Source organism: Microbacterium sp. LEMMJ01, assembly GCF_002114135.1.
Taxonomy (GTDB): domain Bacteria; phylum Actinomycetota; class Actinomycetes; order Actinomycetales; family Microbacteriaceae; genus Microbacterium.
Genome location: NZ_NCTV01000034.1, coordinates 66,316 through 86,999, shown reverse-complemented (window position 1 = coordinate 86,999; position 20,684 = coordinate 66,316). Strand labels below are relative to the sequence as shown.

At 70.2% G+C, this 20,684-nt stretch carries 19 protein-coding genes; 8 read left to right on the top strand and 11 right to left on the bottom strand.

Annotation, left to right across the window (positions count from 1 at the left end; genetic code table 11):
- Positions 1-4: 4 nt before the first annotated feature.
- The 4 genes from trmD to rpsP are packed head-to-tail and all read right to left on the bottom strand — an operon-like array spanning position 5 to position 2,001.
- On the bottom strand, positions 5-709 hold the full coding sequence (gene trmD, locus B7W94_RS13235; protein ID WP_025103343.1) for a tRNA (guanosine(37)-N1)-methyltransferase TrmD: 705 nt from the start codon (positions 707-709) through the stop codon (positions 5-7).
- A 19-nt stretch (positions 710-728) separates the two neighbouring features.
- Positions 729-1,325: a ribosome maturation factor RimM gene (rimM, locus tag B7W94_RS13230; RefSeq protein ID WP_025103342.1), complete on the bottom strand. Its 597-nt coding sequence runs from the start codon at positions 1,323-1,325 to the stop codon at positions 729-731.
- A 1-nt stretch (position 1,326) separates the two neighbouring features.
- Complete coding sequence (locus B7W94_RS13225) at positions 1,327-1,557, bottom strand: RNA-binding protein (protein WP_025103341.1); 231 nt, start codon at positions 1,555-1,557, stop codon at positions 1,327-1,329.
- Between the two features lie 6 nt (positions 1,558-1,563).
- Positions 1,564-2,001, bottom strand: coding sequence for a 30S ribosomal protein S16 (gene rpsP / locus B7W94_RS13220; RefSeq protein WP_025103340.1), 438 nt, complete (start codon positions 1,999-2,001; stop codon positions 1,564-1,566).
- Positions 2,002-2,209: 208 nt separating this feature from the next.
- On the opposite strand from rpsP, the gene B7W94_RS13215 reads away from it, so the two are divergent.
- Positions 2,210-3,361, top strand: coding sequence for a glutamate--cysteine ligase (locus B7W94_RS13215; RefSeq protein WP_025103339.1), 1,152 nt, complete (start codon positions 2,210-2,212; stop codon positions 3,359-3,361).
- A gap of 12 nt (positions 3,362-3,373) precedes the next feature.
- Here the strand turns inward: B7W94_RS13215 and B7W94_RS13210 are convergent, their stop codons facing one another.
- Positions 3,374-4,345 carry a sugar-binding transcriptional regulator gene (locus B7W94_RS13210; RefSeq protein WP_025103338.1) on the bottom strand — a complete coding sequence of 324 codons (972 nt, stop codon included), beginning with the start codon at positions 4,343-4,345 and terminating at the stop codon, positions 3,374-3,376.
- A gap of 102 nt (positions 4,346-4,447) precedes the next feature.
- Between B7W94_RS13210 and B7W94_RS13205 the strand changes: the two genes are divergently transcribed.
- The 3 genes from B7W94_RS13205 to glpK all read left to right on the top strand — a co-directional run bounded on the left by B7W94_RS13205 (position 4,448) and on the right by glpK (position 8,556).
- A complete protein-coding gene (locus B7W94_RS13205; RefSeq protein WP_085607022.1) occupies positions 4,448-6,157 on the top strand; it encodes a glycerol-3-phosphate dehydrogenase/oxidase in 1,710 nt (569 codons plus the stop codon).
- Between the two features lie 92 nt (positions 6,158-6,249).
- On the top strand, positions 6,250-7,005 hold the full coding sequence (locus B7W94_RS13200; RefSeq protein WP_025103336.1) for an MIP/aquaporin family protein: 756 nt from the start codon (positions 6,250-6,252) through the stop codon (positions 7,003-7,005).
- 36 nt (positions 7,006-7,041) lie between these two features.
- Positions 7,042-8,556 carry a glycerol kinase GlpK gene (gene glpK / locus B7W94_RS13195; protein WP_085607020.1) on the top strand — a complete coding sequence of 505 codons (1,515 nt, stop codon included), beginning with the start codon at positions 7,042-7,044 and terminating at the stop codon, positions 8,554-8,556.
- A 161-nt stretch (positions 8,557-8,717) separates the two neighbouring features.
- Here the strand turns inward: glpK and B7W94_RS13190 are convergent, their stop codons facing one another.
- Positions 8,718-9,593 carry a LysR family transcriptional regulator gene (locus tag B7W94_RS13190; protein WP_085607018.1) on the bottom strand — a complete coding sequence of 292 codons (876 nt, stop codon included), beginning with the start codon at positions 9,591-9,593 and terminating at the stop codon, positions 8,718-8,720.
- A 78-nt stretch (positions 9,594-9,671) separates the two neighbouring features.
- On the opposite strand from B7W94_RS13190, the gene B7W94_RS13185 reads away from it, so the two are divergent.
- Positions 9,672-10,580: an EamA family transporter gene (locus tag B7W94_RS13185; protein WP_085607016.1), complete on the top strand. Its 909-nt coding sequence runs from the start codon at positions 9,672-9,674 to the stop codon at positions 10,578-10,580.
- A gap of 12 nt (positions 10,581-10,592) precedes the next feature.
- Here the strand turns inward: B7W94_RS13185 and ffh are convergent, their stop codons facing one another.
- A complete protein-coding gene (gene ffh, locus B7W94_RS13180; protein WP_025103333.1) occupies positions 10,593-12,155 on the bottom strand; it encodes a signal recognition particle protein in 1,563 nt (520 codons plus the stop codon).
- A 148-nt stretch (positions 12,156-12,303) separates the two neighbouring features.
- The gene (locus B7W94_RS13175; protein ID WP_085607014.1) at positions 12,304-12,891 is read right to left on the bottom strand and encodes a TetR/AcrR family transcriptional regulator; all 588 of its coding nucleotides are present in this window, start codon (positions 12,889-12,891) and stop codon (positions 12,304-12,306) included.
- An 87-nt stretch (positions 12,892-12,978) separates the two neighbouring features.
- Here B7W94_RS13175 and lipB point away from each other — a divergent pair, with 87 nt between their 5' ends.
- Complete coding sequence (gene lipB, locus B7W94_RS13170) at positions 12,979-13,629, top strand: lipoyl(octanoyl) transferase LipB (protein WP_025103331.1); 651 nt, start codon at positions 12,979-12,981, stop codon at positions 13,627-13,629.
- Complete coding sequence (gene lipA, locus B7W94_RS13165) at positions 13,626-14,615, top strand: lipoyl synthase (RefSeq protein ID WP_025103330.1); 990 nt, start codon at positions 13,626-13,628, stop codon at positions 14,613-14,615. The genes lipB and lipA overlap by 4 nt, the downstream gene beginning before the upstream one ends.
- 10 nt (positions 14,616-14,625) lie before the next feature.
- Here lipA and B7W94_RS13160 read toward each other — a convergent pair whose 3' ends face one another.
- Both B7W94_RS13160 and ftsY read right to left on the bottom strand, forming a co-directional pair.
- On the bottom strand, positions 14,626-15,126 hold the full coding sequence (locus B7W94_RS13160) for a DUF2004 domain-containing protein (protein ID WP_060922216.1): 501 nt from the start codon (positions 15,124-15,126) through the stop codon (positions 14,626-14,628).
- Between the two features lie 43 nt (positions 15,127-15,169).
- Positions 15,170-16,042: a signal recognition particle-docking protein FtsY gene (ftsY, locus tag B7W94_RS13155; protein ID WP_025103328.1), complete on the bottom strand. Its 873-nt coding sequence runs from the start codon at positions 16,040-16,042 to the stop codon at positions 15,170-15,172.
- 28 nt (positions 16,043-16,070) lie between these two features.
- Between ftsY and B7W94_RS13150 the strand changes: the two genes are divergently transcribed.
- Entirely contained in the window at positions 16,071-16,748 is a 678-nt protein-coding gene (locus tag B7W94_RS13150) for an alpha/beta hydrolase (protein WP_085607012.1), read from the top strand.
- Positions 16,749-16,860: 112 nt separating this feature from the next.
- On the opposite strand, the gene smc is transcribed toward B7W94_RS13150, so the two are convergent.
- On the bottom strand, positions 16,861-20,406 hold the full coding sequence (gene smc, locus B7W94_RS13145) for a chromosome segregation protein SMC (RefSeq protein ID WP_085607010.1): 3,546 nt from the start codon (positions 20,404-20,406) through the stop codon (positions 16,861-16,863).
- Positions 20,407-20,684: the final 278 nt, after the last annotated feature.

Genomic DNA, 20,684 nt, shown 5'->3' with positions numbered 1-20,684 from the left:
AGGGTCAGCCGTCGGTCGGCGCGTCCGGCAGCAGATCGGGGCGTCGCAGGCGGGTGCGGACGAGCTGCTGCTCACGCCGCCATGCCGCGATCGCGCCGTGGTTGCCGCTGAGGAGCACGTCGGGGACGGCGCGCTCCCGCCAGACCGACGGCTTCGTGTAGGACGGGTACTCGAGGAGGCCGTCCTCGTGCGACTCCTCCACCAGGCTCTCCGGATTGCCGACGACGCCCGGGATCAGCCGACCGATGGCCTCGATCATCGCCATCGTCGCCACCTCGCCGCCGTTGAGCACGTAGTCGCCGAGGCTCAGCAGCCGCACCTCGCCACGCTCGGCGGCGTACTCGAAGACGCGCTCGTCGATGCCCTCGTAGCGCCCGCAACCGAACACGAGGTGCTCGCGTCCCGCGAGCTCCCGCGCGGTCGCCTGGGTGAACACCTCGCCCGCCGGCGAGGGGAAGATGATGGTCGGCGCGGGGGTGGCGTCCGCCGTGAGCTCATCGAGGACGAGGCCCCAGGGCTCCGGCTTCATGACCATCCCGGCTCCCCCGCCGTACGGGGTGTCGTCGACGGTGCGATGGCGGTCGTGCGTCCAGTCGCGCAGATCGTGCACCTGGAGGTCGAGCAGACCCGAGCCTCGCGCCTTGCCGAGCAGGGAGAGCGTCAGTCCGTCGAAGTACGAGGGGAAGATGGAGACGACGTCGATGCGCACGGGGGAACCGTATCAGCGGTCACTCGGCGCCGTCGGAGGCGGCGGTCCCGTCCTCCGACTCGGGAAGCTCCTCGAAGAGCCCGGCCGGCGGGGTCACGATGACGCGGCCGGCCGCCACGTCGACGGTGGGGACGATGGCCTCGACGAAGGGGACCATCACCTCGTCCGTGCCGCCGGTCGACGGCTTCACGATCAGGAGGTCCTGCGCCGGCAGGTGTTCGACGCGGACCACGCGGCCGACGACGGTCTCGTCGCGGACCACGTCCAGACCGACGAGCTGGTGGTCAAACCAGGCGTTGTCCTCGGTCTCGTCCTCGTCCTGGTCCATCCAGAGGATGGCGCGGACGAGGCTCTCGGCCGCGTTGCGGTCGTCCACGTCCTCGAAGAAGACGACGGGGTTGCCGTTCATCACGCGGTATTCGCGGACGACGATCTCCTTGCCGTGCCACGGAGATGCCTCGGGCACCTGCAACGTGAACGTGGCCCCGGGGACGAATCGCCGCTCCGGGTTGTCGGTGTAGAGCTCGAGCTTCAGGGCGCCCTTGAGCCCGTGAGCCTTGACCAGGCGTCCGACGCGCAGCTGGTTACGGCCCTGGATGCGGTCCTGCGACACCACGTCAGTCGTCCGCGACGTCGACGCGGACGCGGCGCCCGTCGGCGAGGGCGCTCACGAGAGTGCGCAGGGCCTTGGCCGTGCGGCCGCCGCGCCCGATCACGCGTCCACGGTCGTCGGGGTGCACACGCACCTCGAGCAGGTCGCCACGGGGCGACGAGGATTCGTGGATGCGCACATCTTCGGGGTGATCGACGATCCCCTTGACGATGTGTTCGAGCGCGGCGGCGAGCACGATGGATTACTCGGCGTCGGCGGCGGGAGCCTCAGCGGCCTCCGCGTCGGCGTCAGCGGCGGGGGCCTCCGCAGCGGGGGCCTCCTCCTTCTTCTCCGCCTTGGGCTTGATGACCGACTTCTTCGAGGCGTCGGCCTCGAACGCAGCCTTCTCGCCGGCGACCTTGAGGGTGGACTTCGCGTCCTTGTCGCCCTTGAAGGTGCCCCAGTCGCCGGTGATCTTGAGGATGGCGGTGACCTGCTCGGTCGGCTGCGCGCCGACGGAGAGCCAGTACTGCGCACGCTCGGAGTCGACCTCGATGAACGAGGGCTCCTCGGTGGGGTGGTACTTGCCGATCTCCTCGATCACGCGACCGTCGCGCTTGGTGCGCGAGTCGGCGACGACGATGCGGTAGTACGGCGCGCGGATCTTGCCCATGCGCTTGAGACGAATCTTGACAGCCACGATTCTCCTGAATGGTGTGGAAGGAAACGAACCGGTCGCCTGGAGCGTGGGGTGCACACCCGGCGGAAGCTCAAATGAGGAGGACGAGCGCTGGATAGAGGGTCGAGCACGTCGTCCGACCCTCTATTCTGCCAGATGCGTGCGCCGGGTGCGAAACCCGGCGACACGGCGTTGCGGAGCAGGCCCAGCCCCGTGTCAGACTGTCCCCGTGCAGCTCGACTTCGCCGCTTCGGCCCGCTCCACCGTCGGTCTCGAGTGGGAGATCATGCTCGCCGATCCCGAGACCGGTGATCTCGTCGGTCGCGCGCCGGAGCTCCTCGCCGCGCTGGAGGCGGAGAGCGAGGATGAACGCCACACCGTCACCGGCGAGCTCCTCACCAACACCATCGAGGTGACCAGCGGGATCGGCGACTCCGTGGCCCACGCCGTCGATGACATCGCCAACGCGATCGCAGCGGTGCGGTCGGCCACCGATCCGGCAGGGATCGAGCTGCTCTCCGCCGGAAGCCACCCGTTCGCCCAGTGGTACGACCAGTCGGTGACCGACAAGACCCGCTACCACACCCTCATCGAGCGCACCCAGTGGTGGGGGCGCAACATGATGATCTGGGGCATCCACGTGCACGTGGGCGTCGACGAGCAGCGCAAGGTCTTCCCCATCATCAACGCGCTGTCGGCCTACCTCCCCCACCTACAGGCGCTGTCGGCGTCCAGCCCGTTCTGGGCCGGGGAACGCACGGGGTACGCCTCCAATCGCGCTCTCGTCTTCCAGCAGCTGCCCACGGCGGGCCTTCCCTGGCCGCTGCGCGACTGGTCGGAGTTCGAGCGCTACCTGGACGACATGGTCCGCACCGGTGTCATGGCCGATGCCACGGAAGTGCGCTGGGACATCCGTCCCGCCCCGCGCTGGGGCACGATCGAGGTCCGCGCGTGCGACGGCCTGTCCACGCTCTCCGAGATGGCCGCGGTGGCCGCGCTCGTGCAGGTCCTCGTCGAGCACTTCTCCCGGCTCCTGGATGAAGGGGCCGCCCTGCCCGACCTCCCCGCGTGGTTCCACCGCGAGAACAAGTGGCGCGCGGCCCGATACGGCCTGGACGCCCGGGTCATCGTCGACACGATCGGCACGCAGCGCCCCGTGCGCGAGCACCTGACCGAGAAGATCGAGGAACTGGCCCCGGTCGCCGTCGAGCTCGGGTGCGTGCGCGAGTTCGGCAGCATCGCGACGATCCTCGACGGCGGAGCGAGCTACGCCCGTCAGCTCGCGGTCGCCGACGCCACGGACGGCGACCTCCGCGCCGTGGTCCAGCACCTCATCCGGGAGTTCCGGACCGGACCGCAGTCCTCGATCGAAGGCGAGTGAGGCGAACGCGACTCAATCCTCGACGAGCCGGCGCGCGAGCCCCTCGTCCAGGACCACGTCGGTGATGAGCTCGGCCGCGATCGCCGCGCGCAGGCTCGCGAGCTTGGGCACGCCGGAGACGACGCAGACCCGCCTCGGCACGCGCCGCAGCCGATCGAGGCCCGGCCCCGTCGCCCGCGCATTGAGCCGGATGTCGCGCCAGGAGCCGTCGGCGCGGAAGAAGACCGTCGCCACGTCGCCGATCGCGTGGTCCTCCCGCAGACTGCGGTAGTCCTCCCGACCGAGGTAGCCGCCGACGTACACCCGGCTGGGCACCTCCGCGGCCGGGGACCCGAGGCTGAACACGGCGATGTCCATCTTCGCCTGCAGGTCGAGGACGCGCCGGGTGCTGCGCTCACGCCACATCGCCTCGCGAGTGGCGGGGTCGTCGAAGAACGCGGGGACCGGGAACTGCTGCACCTGCGCCCCGAACGCGCTCCCGAAGCGCTGCAGGATGTCGCTGGAGTACTCCACACCGCTGGTCTGGGTGTTCCCGGCGCCGTTGAGCTGCACGAACGTCGTGTTGTGCGTCTCCTTCTGGGTGAGACCGCGGCTGACCGCGCTGATCGTCGATCCCCACGCGACGCCGACGATCATGTTCGAGTCCACGAACTGCGAGAGGAGTCGTCCCGCGGTCAGAGCGACGCGCTCCAGACGTTCGACCTCGCTGACGATCTCGGCCATCGGCACCACGTGCGCCACCACCCGGTGCCGGTCCCTGATGCGCTGCTCGAGCATCCCGAGGCGCTCCAGCGGCGAGTTGATGCGGATGTCGACGAGGCCGCTCTCCCGCGCGAAGCTGAGCAGCCGCGACACGGACGATCGCGAGGTGCCGAGCTCCTGCGCGATGACCTCCATGGTCTTGTCCTGCATGTAGTAGAGCTGCGCAGCGGTGAGCGCGGCGACCAGCTTGCCGTCGCGCGATGGCGCTCCGGATCCCGCCATGATGACCTCCTCTCCCTCGATCCTTGCACATATGTGCAGCGAGCTTGCGCGCGTCGTCACGGAGGTCGATGCTGGTGGCAAGCAAGAAAGAGAGGGTCGACGATGATCGATTCCACCCACACGTCCCCGGAGCGGGACGCGGTCCGCGCGCTCCGCGAATCCGGGCGCACCAGTGTCCTCGTCATCGGCGGCGGCATCAACGGCATCTCCACGTTCCGCGACCTGGCCCTGCAGGGCGTCGACGTCGTCCTCGTCGAGCGCGGCGACTTCGCCTCCGGTGCCTCCGCGGCGTCGAGCCACATGATCCACGGCGGCATCCGCTACCTGGAGAACGGCGAGTTCCGCCTCGTCCGGGAGTCGGTGGAGGAGCGCAACGGTCTGCTCAAGATCGCTCCGCACTACGTCAAGCCGCTGCAGACGACGATCCCGATCTACTCCACGTTCTCCGGGATCCTCTCCGCTCCGCTCCGCTTCCTCACGCACAAGAGCGGGAAGCCGAAGGAGCGCGGCGCCTTCCTCATCAAGGTCGGCCTCACGATCTACGACACGTTCTCCCGCGACGGCGGCACCGTGCCCCGCCACCGCTTCCTCGGCCGCAAGAAGTCCCTCGCGGAGCTGCCGTCGATGGATCCGAAGATCAAGTACACGGCCACGTACTACGACGCGTCGATGCACGACCCCGAGCGCCTCGCGCTCGATGTGCTGCAGGACGGCCGCGCCGCGCACCCCGGTGCCGTGGCACTGAACTACGTCGAGGCGATCGGCCGCGACGGCGAGCAGATCACGCTCCGGGACCGCGAGAGCGGCACCGAGTTCACCGTGACCGCCGATGTCGTCGTGAACGCCTCCGGCCCCTGGACCGACCTCACGAACGACGCCCTCGGCACCGACACGCACTTCATGGGCGGCACCAAGGGATCGCACATCGTGCTCGACAACCCCGAGCTGCTGGCGGCGACGCGGGGTCGTGAGATCTTCTTCGAGCACTCCGACGGCCGCATCGTGCTGATCTACCCGCTCAAGGGCCGCGTCCTCGTCGGCACCACCGACATCGATGCCGACCCGCGCGAGGTGCCGGTGTGCACGGAGGAGGAGATCGACTACTTCTTCGACCTCGTCCACCATGTGTTCCCGTCCATCGCGGTGACGCGTGAGCAGATCGTCTACAACTTCTCCGGCATCCGCCCGCTCCCCCGCCACGAGGACACCGCTCCCGGCTTCGTCTCGCGCGACTACCGCGTCGAGGTCGACCGCCAGGGCGCCGTCCCGCTGGTGAGCCTGGTCGGCGGCAAGTGGACCACGTTCCGCGCCCTGGGCGAGTCCCTCTCCGACACGGTGCTCGGCCTCCTCGGCCGCACGCGCACCGTGTCCACGGCGGGTCGCGCGATCGGCGGCGGACGCGAGTTCCCGCGTACCGAGAAGGCGAAGCGGATCTGGATCCAGGAGAACCTCCCCGGCGCCGGCACTCGCGCCGAGCAGCTCCTCGCGCGCTACGGCACCCGGGCGGCGGCCGTGTGGGCCTTCGTCGAGCAGGGGGACGACGCGCCCCTCGCCGGCGGCGACCTGTCGACGCGCGAGCTGGAGTGGATGGTGAACGAGGAGATGGTCACCCGTCTCGAGGACGTCATCCTCCGCCGCACCAGCATCGCCTTCACCGGCGGTGCCCGGGCAGAGGTGCTCGACGAGATCGCCGACGCCCTGGCTCCTCTCCTCGGATGGGACCGCGAGCGTCACGACGCCGAGGTGGAGCAGACGCGTGTGCTGCTGAACGAGCGACACGGACTCCACATCCCGTCCCGCGCCCGCGGCTGACGGGGCTCCGACCACCGCGCCCTCCTCGCGGTGCTACCCCATAAGGGGTCGGGGCAGAGGGGCCCCGACCCGCAAGAAAGGTCAACGAAGACATGACTGACGTCAATCTCGGTCTCTACTTCCTCTCCGAGCTCGTCGGCACCGCGATGCTGGTCCTGCTCGGCTGCGGTGTGGTCGCGAACGTCGCCCTGGCGAAGAACAAGGGCTTCGGCGGCGGCTTCCTGATGGTCAACTGGGGATGGGGTCTCGCGGTGTTCGCGGGTGTGCTCGTCTCGGCGTACTCCGGTGCCATCCTGAACCCGGCCGTCGGCATCGGCCTGCTGGTCGCCGGCAAGATCACCTTCGCGATGTTCCTCACTGCGACCGCCGCGGAGCTCCTCGGCGCGATCATCGGCGCGATCGTCGTCTGGCTCGCCTACAAGCAGCACTTCGACGAGGAGCCGGAGGCCGCCAACAAGCTCGGCGTCTTCTCCACCGGCCCCGCCATCCGCTCCTACGGCTGGAACCTCGTCACCGAGATCATCGGCACCTTCGTCCTCGTCTTCGTCATCTTCGCGTTCGCGGACTACGGCGACATCGAGGTCGGCACGCCCGGTGGCCTCGGCCCGCTCACGGCTCTCCCGGTGGCCCTGCTGGTGGTCGCCATCGGTGCGTCGCTCGGTGGCCCGACCGGCTACGCCATCAACCCGGCTCGTGACCTCGGTCCCCGCATCGCCCACGCGATCCTCCCGATCCAGGGCAAGGGTTCCAGCGACTGGTCCTACTCGTGGGTGCCCGTCGTCGGTCCGCTCATCGGTGGTGTCATCGCCGCCCTCGCCGCCCCCGGCCTGCTCAGCCTCGCCGGCTGATCCCCCTCAACCGCTCGGGAATTCAAAGGAGAACACATGGCTGACTACATCATCGCGATCGACCAGGGAACGACGTCGAGCCGCGCGATCATCTTCGACAAGAAGGGCAGCATCGTCGCCACCGGCCAGAAGGAGCACGAGCAGATCCTTCCCAAGGCCGGCTGGGTGGAGCACGACGCCGCCGAGATCTGGCGCAACGTCCAGGAGGTGATCGGTCTGGCCCTCGGGCGCGCCGATCTGACCCGCCACGACATCGCCGCCGTGGGCATCACGAACCAGCGCGAGACGGCCGTCGTGTGGGACAAGACCACGGGCAAGCCGGTCTACAACGCCATCGTCTGGCAGGACACCCGCACGCAGGAGATCGTCAACCGCCTCGCGGGCGACGAGGGCGTCGACCGGTTCAAGTCGATCGTCGGCCTCCCGCTGGCGACCTACTTCTCCGGCACCAAGATCACCTGGATCCTGGAGAACGTCGAGGGGGCCCGCGAGAAGGCCGAGGCTGGAGACCTGCTCTTCGGCACGACCGACACCTGGGTCCTCTGGAACCTGACCGGCGGCATCGACGGCGGCGTGCACGCGACCGACGTGACGAACGCCTCGCGCACGATGTTCATGGACCTCGAGACGCTGGAGTGGCGCGACGACATCCTCGAGGCGTTCGGTGTGCCGCGCTCGATGATGCCGGAGATCCGCTCCTCCTCCGAGGTCTACGGTGCCGCCGAGAGCTCGTCGCTGCTGCGCGAGACGCCGATCGCCGGCATCCTCGGCGACCAGCAGGCGGCGACGTTCGGGCAGGCCGCGTTCCAGAAGGGCGAGAGCAAGAACACCTACGGCACGGGCTGCTTCCTCATCTTCAACACGGGCGAAGAGATCGTCCGCTCGAAGAACGGGCTGCTCACCACCGTCGGCTACAAGCTCGGCGACCAGCCCACGCACTACGCGCTGGAGGGATCGATCGCGGTCACCGGCTCGCTCATCCAGTGGCTGCGCGACCAGCTCGGCATCATCTCCTCCGCCCCTGAGGTCGAGGAGCTGGCCGAGAAGGTCGAGGACAACGGCGGCGTGTACATCGTCCCGGCGTTCTCGGGTCTGTTCGCACCGTACTGGCGTCCGGACGCCCGTGGCGCGATCGTCGGCCTCACCCGCTACGCGAACAAGAACCACATCGCGCGCGCTGCGCTGGAGGCCGTGGCCTTCCAGACCCGCGACGTGCTCGACGCGGTCAACGCGGACGCCGGAGTGGACCTCAGCGAGCTCAAGGTCGACGGCGGCATGGTCGCCAACGACGCGCTCATGCAGTTCCAGGCCGACATCCTCGGCGTCCCGGTCGTGCGGCCGGTGGTCGCGGAGACCACCGCGCTCGGTGCGGCTTACGCCGCGGGCCTCGCGGTCGGCTTCTGGAGCGGCCTCGACGACCTGTCCGCGAACTGGCAGGAGGACCGCCGCTGGGAGCCCTCGCTCGACGATGCCGAGCGCGACCGTCAGCTGCGCCTGTGGCGCAAGGCCGTCACCAAGTCGATGGACTGGGTCGACGACGACGTGCGCTGATCACCACACGATGAGGCGGGTCCGGGTTCTTCCCGGGCCCGCTTCGTCGTCTCCGGCTCAACGTTCTACGGAGTCGCCTGCACGATCCGGGTACGGTGGCCCGCCCGTTCCGGGGATTCCGTCGTGCATCCGTTCGCGGCTCGTGCAGCCGGACCACGGTGTCAGGAGGCCGAGGCGACGATGTCGAGGAAGGCGCGGGCGGCGCTGCGCGGTGCGGCGGCGTCCCAAGCCAGGTGCTCGACACGAACGGGGCCGTCCTGGATGGCCACCGTGTCGACGACGTCTCGATAGCCCCGCACCACCCCGGGCGCGAGCAGCGTGACGGCGAGGCCCGCAGCGACGAGGCCGATCAGACTCGCGGCCGTGTCGGATTCGAAGGCCACGTCCCGCCGCACCTGTGCGGCGAGAAAGGCTGCGTCGCTCTGCGCCCGTCCCGATGTTCCGGCGGGGAAGTCGGCGAAAGCGGAGTCCGCGAGGTCGCTCAGCCGCACCCTCCGCTTCGCGGCGAGGTGGTACCCGCGAGGCAGCACCGCTACCAGCGGCTCGTGGGACAGGGGTCGGGACGCCACGCCCTGGGGCTCCACACCCACCCGAAGCCCGAGGAAGGCGACATCGAGGTCGCCCTGACGGATCGCGGCCATGAGGCCGTCGCTGTTCCCCTCGCGGAGCTCCACGCGGGCGGCCGGATGCGCGGTGCGATAGGCCACGAGGAGCGCGGGGACGTCGACGGCGGTCACCGTGGGGATGATCCCGAGCCGGAGCGTTCCGACGACTTCGCCTGCAGCGGCCGCGGCATCCTCCCGCGCCTGATCCGCGGCGCGCACGGCGAGACGCGCGGAGCGGAGGAACGCCTCTCCGGACTCGGTCGCACGGACGCTGCGACTGGTGCGCGCGAACAGCCGCACGCCCAACTCACGTTCGAGTGCGGCGACCTGATGGCTGAGCGCCGACTGCGTGACGTGACAGCGCTCCGCAGCGCGGGTGAACGAGCCGGTGTCCGCCACGGCGACGACGTATCGCAGCTGCTGGAGTTCCATGGTTCCATGATCGCTCGTCATGGATAGCGTGACAACAATGCGTTGGACTCATCTGCATGCGGCGCGCAGGCTGGGAACATGAACCGCCTCACGCTCACCCTCGTCACGGCCCTCGCACCCGCGGCGTGGGGTACGACCTACCTGGTGACGACGGAGCTGCTCCCCGCCGGGCATCCGCTCCTCGCCGGCCTCCTCCGCTCGCTTCCTGCGGGTCTCCTCGCGGTGCTGCTGGCCCGGCGCCTGCCGCACGGCGCCTGGTGGGGCAAGGCCCTCGTGCTCGGCGCCCTCAACATCGGCGCGTTCTTCCCGCTGCTGTTCCTCGCGGCCGAGCGCCTGCCCGGTGGGGTCGCCGCCGCCGTCGCCGGTGCGCAGCCGCTCATCGTCCTGGGACTCGGGGCGCTCGTGCTCGGGGAACGTGTCCGACCGGTCTCCGCGGCCGCCGCCGTCGCCGGAGCGGCGGGGGTCGCCCTCGTCGTCCTCGGCCCTGCCGCTGCGCTGGACCTCTGGGGCCTCGTCGCGGCTCTCGGCGGGGTGACCGCGACCGGCCTCGGGATGATCCTCACCAAGCGCTGGGGACGCCCCGCCGGTGTCGGTCCCGTGGCCTACGCGGGCTGGCAGCTCACCGCGGGGGGACTGCTGCTGCTCCCCCTCACCTTCGCGGTCGAGGGCCCGCCTCCTGCCCTCGACGCCGATGCGCTCCTCGGCTATCTCTGGCTCGCGACGGCGGGCGGGATCGTCGCGTACACACTGTGGTTCCGCGGGATCCAGCGCCTGCCCGTGATCGTGCCCGGGCTCCTCGCGCTGCTCTCACCGATCGTCGCGACGCTGCTCGGCGTGCTCGTGGTCGGCGAGAGCTTCACCCTGGTCCAGGTGGCGGGCATCGTGATCACGCTCGCCGCCCTCGTCGGCGGGCAGTTCGCGGCACGGCCGCGAGGCACGCCCGCGACCACGGTCGATCCTTCGGCCGCGCCGGTCGCCGTGCGCTGAGGTACCGGCCGCTCAGCCCTTGCCGAACAGCTTCTGGATCTCAGCGAGGTCCGCTTCCGAGGGGGCCGCGCCTCCCCCGCCGAGGCCGAAGCCCGAGCCGGTCGGTGCCGACGAGGCCGCGAGGCCGGCGTTCTCCGCCGCGCGCTTCGCGGGGTTGCCGGAGCGGGAGCGGTTGCCGCCGCCACCCTTGCCCTTCTTGCCGCGCTTCGACGAGGCGCCGGGCTTGCCCATGCCGGGCACCGGGCCCATGCCGGGGATGTTCGGCGTGCCGCCACGGGCGACCGTCTTCATCATCTTCGCGGCCTGCTCGAAGCGCTGGACAAGCTGATTGACGTCCGTGACGGTCATGCCGGAACCGCGCGCGATGCGCAGACGGCGCGAGCCGTTGAGGATCTTGGGGTTGCGACGCTCGACCGGCGTCATGGACCGGATGATGGCTTCGGTGCGGTCGATCTCGCGCTCGTCGAAGTCCTCGAGCTGCTGCTTCATCTGGCCCATGCCCGGGAGCATCCCGAGCATCTTCTTCATCGAGCCCATCTTCTTCATCTGCTGGAGCTGCTCGAGGAAGTCCTCCAGGGTGAAGGCCTCGTTCGCGAGCTTCTCCGCGACCTTGCGTGCCTCCTCCTCGTCGAAGGCCTGCTGGGCCTGCTCGATGAGGGTGAGGATGTCGCCGAGGTCGAGGATGCGGCTCGCCATCCGGTCGGGGTGGAACGGCTCAAGGTCTTCCAGCCGCTCGCCCGTGGAGGCGAAGATGATCGGGCGACCCGTGACCGAGGCGACCGACAGCGCCGCTCCGCCTCGCGCGTCGCCGTCGAGCTTGGAGAGCACGACGCCGGTGAAGTCCACGCCCTCCTGGAAGGCCTTGGCGGTGTTGACGGCGTCCTGACCGATCATCGCGTCGATGACGAAGAGCACCTCGTCCGGGTTGACCGCCTTGCGGATGTCGGCGGCCTGCTTCATGAGCTCGGCGTCGACACCGAGGCGGCCGGCGGTGTCGATGATGACCACGTCGTGCTGCTGCCGGCGGGCGTGCTCGACACCGTCGCGCGAAACCTTGACGGGATCGCCGACGCCGTTGCCGGGCTCGGGCGCGTACACGGTGGCTCCGGCCTGCTCTGCGACAACCTGGAGCTGGTTCACGGCGTTCGGACGCTGGAGATCGGCGGCCACGAGGAGCGGCGTGTGGCCCTCGCTCTCGAGCTGCTTGGCGAGCTTGCCGGCGAACGTCGTCTTTCCCGAGCCCTGGAGGCCGGCGAGCATGATCACGGTCGGCGCCGTCTTGGCGAACTGCAGGCGCCGCTGCTCACCGCCGAGGATCTGGACGAGTTCCTCGTTGACGATCTGCACCACCTGCTGCGCGGGGTTCAGCGCCTTGTTGACCTCGTCGCCGAGAGCGCGCTCGCGCACCTTAGCGGTGAAGTCCTTGACGACCGCGAGCGCGACGTCGGCATCGAGCAGAGCGCGACGGATCTCGCGCACCGTGCCGTCGACGTCGGCGGCGGTGAGCTTTCCCTTCGTGCGCAGGTTGCGGAAGGTGTCGGTGAGCCGATCGGAGAGCGTGCCAAAGGTAGCCATGGTGCCTACGATTCTACGCGAGCGGAGCCTCCACGCTCAGCGCGGCACGGAGGCGGCTCGCCGAAACCCCGCCTCGCTGTCGAGACCCCGCCCGGCATGCGTGAGCACGCCGGGGCCTCGGCGCGAAACCGGGGTCTCGCGAGGGCGGTCAGTCCCGCCACGGGAGATCGTGCACGCGGGCGAGGGCCTCGTGCAGCACGGACTCCGGAGTGCCGCGGCCGGCGCCCTCCTCCGCCCACACCCGGAGCGCCGACATGACAGCGGCCGCCTGCGCGGCCCCGAGCACGTCGGCGCGCATGACGTCGATCCCGGCCGCGCACGCCGCTCGGGAGACGGCGGCGGAGAGGCGGGCCAGACGGACGCCCGTCTCCCGCACCAGCTCCTCCTCGAGGGCCATGGCCGCCGCGTTCCGCAGAGCCAGCGCCAGAGGATCCGGCGCGAAGTCCTGCACGATGCCGTGGAGGATCAGCCGCACCCGCTCCCCCGTGGCCTCGCGGCCGAGGTCGTCCAGCGCGGCGATCGCGACGCCGATGCGCTCGTCGATACCCGACCACAGCACGTCGCTCTTGGACGTGAAGTAGTTGAAGAAGCTCGACCGGCTGACCCCCGCCCGCTGCGTGATGTCGGCGATGGACGTGGCCTCGTACCCGCGCTCCAGGAAGAGCTCGCAGGCGGCCTCGGCGAGGGTCTCGCGCGAGGAGGCCTTCGGGCGGCCGGCGCGACCAGTCCGGTTCATGACTTCACGGTACCGCGCGCCGCGCCGCACCCCGGACGAGGATGTATTGTTGGACGCAATCCATGTATTAGAGGGAAGCGACGACGCATGCTCGACATCCTCACCCCCGGCTTCATGCCGACCCCTGTCCCCTATCCCGACGGCTGGGCCCTGCAGCGCCGCGTGCACGCGGACGTCGTGTCCGGTGCCCGCCCCGACACGCTCATCCTGCTCGAGCACGCGGCCGTCTACACCGCGGGCAAGCGCACGGAGGACCACGAGCGCCCCCAGGACGGGACCCCGGTCATCGACGTCGACCGCGGCGGGAAGATCACCTGGCACGGGCCGGGGCAGCTCGTCGGGTATCCGATCTTCCGGCTACCGGAGCCGATGGACGTGGTCGCACACGTCCGGCGTCTGGAGCGGATCCTCATCGAGGTGCTGCGTCCGTTCGGGGTCGACGGGCACCAGGTCGAGGGGCGCAGCGGTGTGTGGGTGCGCCGACCGCTCTCGGAGGACAAGGTGGCCGCGATCGGCGTGCGGGTGCAGCAGGGCGTGACCATGCACGGCTTCGCCATCAACTGCGACAACAGTCTCGCCCCCTTCCGCGACATCATCCCCTGCGGCATCACCGACGCCGGCGTGACCACGGTGAGCGAGGTGTCCGGCCGCGTGGTCGGCCCGCTCGACCTCGTCGACGCCGTGCAGGACGCCTTCCGCACCGCGCACGCACCCGACCTGACAGGAGTCCCGGCATGACCGCCGCACCCGAGGGGCGCAAGCTCCTCCGCCTCGAGATCCGCAACGCCGAGACCCCGATCGAGCGCAAGCCCGAGTGGATCAAGACCAAGGCCAAGATGGGGCCGGAGTACTCCGCCTTGCACTCGCTCGTGAAGAGCGAGGATCTGCACACGGTGTGCCAGGAGGCCGGCTGCCCGAACATCTACGAGTGCTGGGAGGACCGCGAGGCGACGTTCCTCATCGGGGGGTCGCAGTGCACGCGTCGCTGCGACTTCTGCCAGATCGACACCGGCAAGCCCGCCGACTACGACACCGACGAGCCGCGACGCGTCGCCGAGAGCGTGCAGCGGATGAACCTCCGCTACGCGACCGTCACGAGCGTGGCCCGCGACGACCTCCCCGACACCGGTGCCTGGCTGAACGCCGAGACGGTGCGCAAGATCCACGAGCTGAACCCGAACACCGGCGTGGAGCTGCTGGCCAACGAGCACAACGCCGACCCGGCCTTCCTCGGCCAGATCTTCGATGCCCGTCCGGAGGTTTTCGCGCACAACGTGGAGACCGTGCCCCGCATCTTCAAGCGCATCCGTCCGGCGTTCCGCTACGAGCGGTCGCTGAACGTTCTCACCCAGGCCCGCGACGCCGGACTCATCACGAAATCGAACCTCATCCTCGGCATGGGCGAGGAGCCGGAGGAGGTCGTCCAGGCGCTGCAGGACCTCCACGACGCCGGCTGCGACATCATCACCATCACCCAGTACCTCCGCCCGACCCCGCGTCATCTCCCGGTGTCGCGGTGGGTGAAGCCGGCCGAGTTCGTCGAATTCAAGGAGGAGGCGGAGCGGATCGGCTTCCTCGGGGTGCTCGCCGGTCCGCTCGTGCGCTCCTCGTACCGGGCCGGACGGCTCTGGGCGCAGTCGATGACCTCGAAGGGACGGGAGATCCCCGCGCACCTCGCGCACATCGCGGAGAGCGCCGACCTCGGCTTCGCGCAGGCGGTCTGACCAGCGGCGGTCAGTCGGCGCTCATGACCGACTGCACGCTGCCGTCGGATCCGAGGTTCACGAGCAGCACGTCGTCCGTGGCGCTGTCATCGAGCGCGTACTCCAGCACGGCGAACGGCTCGGAGCCGCCGTGCTCGTCCGCGAGGATCGTCATGCTCATCAGGCGCAGCGATCGGATGATGTCCACGGCCGCGTCCCCGGACACGTCGATGAGGACGTCGGGGAGGTCGTCGCCGAACACCTCCTGCTGCTGCAGGATGTACTCGGTCACCTCGCTCGTGCGGTCGTCCACCTCGGCGAGCATCCCGCGCCGTGCGGTCGCGTCCACGTTCTCCAGGCCGGCGATGAGCCCGGCGGCGATGTCGAGGGCGTCGGCGGAGACGTCGTCCTGGTCCGGGGCCGTCAGATCCACGGTCACGCTCTGGTCGCCGAGCTCGACCGTCTCCGACCAGAAGATCGAGCCGTCGGGGCCCGACGACAGCAGTCCGAAGTAGTCGTGTTCGATCGCCATAACGCTATGAAACCAGCCTGGTGCTCGGGGCGGAAGCCCTGTGTCAGCCGACCAGCGCCTGCACGAAGACGTGCGGCGTGAAACCGGTCAGATCGTCGATGCCCTCGCCCTGGCCGAGGAGCTTCACCGGGATGCCCGTGCGCTCCTGCACCGCGAGCACGAAGCCGCCCTTGGCCGAGCCGTCGAGCTTGGTGAGCACGAGACCTGTGACGCCGGCGTGCTGCAGGAAGGTCTCCGCCTGCATGACGCCGTTCTGCCCCGTCGTCGCATCGAGGACCAGAAGCACCTCGCTGATGGGAGCCTGCTTCTCCACGACACGGCGGATCTTGCCCAGTTCGTCCATGAGTCCGCCCTTGGTGTGCAGACGTCCCGCCGTGTCGATGATCGCGATCTCCATCCCCTCGCGCTTCGCGTACTCGACGGTCTGGAAGGCGACGGAAGCCGGGTCCTGGCCTTCCTGCTGCGGGCGGACGATCGCCGCTCCCCCGCGCTGGGCCCAGGTGGCGAGCTGGTCGACGGCGGCGGCACGGAAGGTGTCGGCGGCGCCGACGACCACGCTCCGCTGGTACCCGCGGAGGAACTTCGTGAACTTCCCGATCGTGGTCGTCTTGCCCACGCCGTTCACCCCGACGACGAGGACCACGGCCGGGCGCTCGGTGAGCTTGAGCGTGGTGTCGAACTTCGCGAAGTGCTCCTCCAGGGTCTCCCGCAGCATGCGCTGGAGGTCCTTGGGGTCGGTGGTGCGGTACTTCGCGACCTTGTCGCGCAGCTCTTCGACGATGCGCTCGCTGATGTCGGGGCCGAAGTCCGCCGTGATCAGCGCCGTCTCCAGGTCTTCCCACGTCGTCTCGTCGATGGTGGGCTTCACGAACATGCCGCGCAGCGCGCGACCGAGAGACCAGGACTTCTCTGCCATGCGTCCAGCCTACGGGTAGCATCCAGGGATGCACCGCGCGCCGCTCCCGCACCGGGTGTTCCTCCATGGCGCCGGGAGGCTCGGCACCGCCGCATGGCCCTCGCAGGGTCCGGAGTCGGGGACCTTCCTCAGCTTCCCGCCGGAGTCGTCCGTCGAAGCGCAGGCGGGCGCTCTCGTCGAGGAAGAACGTGACCGGACGCCGCTCCTGTTCGCCCACTCCATCGGCGCGGTGACCGCCGTCCGCGCCCTCGCCGACGGTCTGCGGGTGTCGGGCCTCGTCCTCGTCGAGCCCGCCCTGTGCGACATCGCTCGCGGTGACGCACCGATCGAGCGGCATATCGCCGTGGTCACGGAGGCGCGATCACGCGCGGCCGAGGACGACCTCTACGGCTTCTGGTCGATCCTGCGCCCGCTCATGTTCAGCGGCCCGCTGGACCGCGAGTCCTGGCCGGACGAACGCGCGGTCGCGGAGCACTGGGCAACCGCGAATCTCCCTTGGGGACACGGCATCCGGGAGCATTCTCTCGCCGGGGTGCCGACCCTCGTGGTCACCGGCGGCTGGAACGAGGAGTACGAGCTCATCGCCCGACGGCTCGTCGATATCGGGGCCGAGCACATCGTCCTCTCCGGTTTCGCTCACCGCCCCCAGGACCACCCCGGGTTCCCCGCCGCCGTGACCGCATTCGAACAGTCCCTCACGATGTGACCCGCCCCGGGTCCGTCCGAGCACAGCTTCGGAGACCGCGGGCGACACGCCGGATCCGACCGTCGACACGCCAGGTGGGGGCCACGATCTCCGCAGTCGTGCCCGGGGTGAGTCAGACGGCGGCGGCGGCGCGGTCGCCGACGCGCTGCCCGACCACCGCGGAGACCCCGTCCTGACGCATCGACACGCCGTAGAGCGCGTCGGCGATCTCCATCGTCCGCTTCTGGTGCGTGATGACGAGGAGCTGGGAGCTCTCGCGCAGCTGCTCGAACACCGTGAGGAGCCGGCCGAGGTTCGCGTCGTCCAGGGCGGCCTCGACCTCGTCGAGGATGTAGAACGGGCTGGGGCGCGCCTTGAAGATCGCCACCAGGAGCGCCACCGCGGCCAACGACCGCTCGCCGCCGGACAGCAGCGACAGCCGCTCGATCTTCTTCCCGACGGGACGGACCGAGACCTCGATCCCCGTCGTCAGCATGTTCTCCGGATCGGTCAGCGAGATGCTGCCCGTGCCGCCGGGGAACAGCAGCGGGAAGACCTGACCGAACGCCTCCTTGGTGTCCTCGAACGCGCTGGCGAAGATCGTCTGCATGCGCTCGTCGAGGTCGGCGATGATCGTCAAGAGGTCCTGCCGGGTCTGCGTCAGGTCCGCGAGCTGCGTGGTGAGGAAAGCGTGGCGCTGCTCCAGGGCGGCGAACTCCTCCAGCGCGAGCGGGTTGACCCGCCCGAGCTGGGCGAGCTTCCGCTCCGCGTCCGCGAGGCGCCGCTGCTGGATGCGCCGGTCGAACGGGATCGCGGTGTCGTCGAGCAGCTCGCCGTCGGCCGGCTCCGCCCCGGGATCCCGCGGTACGAGCTGATCAGGACCGTACTCGGCGACGAGCACGTCCTCGTCCAGCGAGAGCTCCGAGGACACGCGCTCCAAGAGGCTGTTCAGGTGGAGCTTCTTCTCGTGGATCTGCAGCTCCAGGCCGTGCACGCTCTCCGTGAGCCCGGCCAGACGCTCCCGCAGCGACGACTCCTGGGCGCGCAGAGCGACCAGTTCCTCGTTCTGCGCCGACCGCGCGGCTTCCGCCTCCGCCAGGGCGACACGGGCCTCGGTGACCGAGCGGTCGAGGGAGTCGAGGATGCGCGGCAGCTCGTCCACGACTCCGGACGCCGCCTCGCGCTGCGCCCGGCGGATGACAGCGCGGCGGGCGGCCTCCGCGGCGGCGTCCCGCTCCTGCTCGCGCTGCCGCTCCAACGCGGTCACCCGGGACTGCGCGGCACGGACACGCTCACGCAGGGTCTCGACCTCCAGGCGGGCGCGGACCTCGCCCTCGCGGGCGCGCTCCAGCGCCTCGAGCAGTCCATCCCGCGCCGACGCGTCGAGCACCGGACGCGGCGCCGCGACGGCAGCGTCGAGCTCCGCCTTCGCGGTCTCCGCCTTCGCCTCCGCGTCCGCCACGGCGGCCTGCGCCTGGGCGAGGCCGGTCTCGAGACGGTCGCATTCGGCGACAGCGGCCTCATGGCGCACGGTCACCTTGTTGACCTGCTCCGCGTGCGTCGCGAGGGCGGCGTCGTGCTCGCGGAGCGCGCGCAGCGCGTCCTTCGCTTGCCGCCGCGTCTCCTCCACGGCCTCGTCGGCGTCGATGCGCGCCTCGCGCAGGGAGTCGACGACGATCTGGATCTCGGTGAGCCGCTCGGTCGCGGCATCGCGCTCGGCCGCGAGTTCGAGGCGAGAGCGCTCCCCTCCGGAGCCGGTCCGCAGCGTCTGGGCGGTGATGACGTCGCCCCCGGTCGTCACGATCGTGGTCGCGATGTCACCTGCCGCGTCCAGGGCGCGCCGTGCGGCCCGCGCCGCATCGAGGTCGTCGGCGATGAGCACGTGCGCCAGGATCCCGAGGACGCCGTCCGGCGCGGTCACCGTCTCGGTCGCGGCGATCACGCCGTCGACGGCCGGGTGCGGCGCCCGCTCCCTCGGGGCCTCGGCGACCACGAAGTCGACCACCCCACGGCGGCGCTCCGCGGCCTCCGCCGCCAGGATGAACGCGTCCTCCGCGGAACCGACCAGCACACCCTCGGCCAGCGGACCGAGCACGGCCGCGATCGCGGCTTCGTATCCCGCCCGCACCTGCACGGCATCGCCGACGAGACCGCGGATTCCGGGGCCACCCTCCGCGACGATCTCGGCAGCACCTCCCGAGAGCGACAGCGCACTGCTCAACGCGGCGGCCTTCGCCGTGAGGGCGTCGACCTCGCGCTCCGCGGCGTGCAGGCGCTCGCGAAGGCTCTCCCGTTCCGCCTCCGCCGCCGTCGCCGCACGCTGAGCGCTCTCGTAAGCGGCGGCATACTCGACGGCCGTGCCCTCGGGAGCTTCCGCGTCGTCGATCGCCTCCAGGGCCTCTTCAGCCTCGCGCCGCCGGGCGTGCGCTGCTTCGAGGGCGTTCTCCTGACGGAGCACCGCACCACGGACGGCGGCCAATGCGGACGCGGCCGCATCGGCATTCCCGCGGAGCGAGGAGAGCCGCATGTCGTACTCGGAGACGAGCGCGCTCTGCTCCGCGATGTCGACGTCGAGAGTGTCCAGCTCGGCACGGGCGTTCACGACCTCGCGGCTGGCGGCGGCCGCGGCGTCCTGGGCGTCGCCGAGGCCGGAGGAGATCGTCTCGATGTCCTCCTTCGCCTCGTCGATGGTCGCCTGCGTGACGGTCACCGCGGTCACGGCCGCGTCGTCCTCCTCGGACCCGAGGAGCGCGAGGCGCTGGTTGGCGAGCGTGTACAGCCCGCGCATCCGCTCCTGCACCTGTTCGAGTCCGAACGCGACGCTGCGTGCCTCGTCGACCGCGATCGAGTTCTGGTTCTTCTCCAGCCGAGCGATCCCGGCGCGCACCGTCTCGGCCTGGTCGGACAGCACGAGACGCTCGGTGTGCCGCTCCTGCTCGGTCCGGGTGTGGTCCGCGAGGGCTGTGCGCAGCGCCACGACGTCGTCGGCGAACAGGCGGGCCTTGGCATCGCGCACGACGGCGGCGATGGTCTGCGCCTCGCGCGCGATCTCCGCCTGGCGCCCGAGAGGCTTGAGCTGTCGGCGGATCTCCCCGGCGAGGTCGCTCAGACGCGTGAGGTTGGCCTCCATCGCGTCGAGCTTGCGCAGCGTCTTCTCCTTGCGACGACGGTGCTTGAGGATGCCGGCCGCCTCCTCGATGAAGCCGCGTCGATCCTCCGGCGAGGCCTGGAGCACGGTGTCGAGCCGACCCTGACCCACGATGACGTGCATCTCCCTACCCAGGCCGGAGTCGCTGAGCAGCTCCTGCACATCGAGCAGACGGCAGCTCTCGCCGTTGATGGCGTACTCGCTGGAGCCGTTGCGGAAGAGCGTGCGGCTGATGGTGACCTCGGCGTATTCGATCGGCAGCGCGCCGTCGGCATTGTCGATCGTGAGCTGCACCTCGGCGCGCCCGAGGGGACCACGGGTCGAGGTGCCGGCGAAGATGACGTCTTCCATCTTCCCGCCGCGGAGCGTCTTCGCCCCCTGCTCCCCCATCACCCACGCGAGGGCGTCGACGACATTGGACTTGCCGGAGCCGTTCGGTCCGACGATGCACGTGACGCCGGGCTCGAACACGAAGGTCGTGGGCTGCGCGAACGACTTGAACCCCTTGAGCGTCAGGCTCTTCAGGTGCATGGGGCGACCGCTCGTCCGGGGAGATTCACGCCGCTACGCTACCGGAATCCCGCGGAACGGCCGGTATCCCGCGCGGTCGTCGCGGACCCCGCCTGCACCGCGACACGCCGGTGCTACCACGAAATGCTTGACGATCTCCTGAGAGTTTCGCTACGGTGGCCTCCGGATCGCCACACGAAAGGAGGTTACCGATGATGATCACTCAGCACACCGCAGAGGTCTTTGGCCTCGCCGCGCCCGCGCACTTTGCGCCGCGCCACGCGGCATCGGTGACCGCC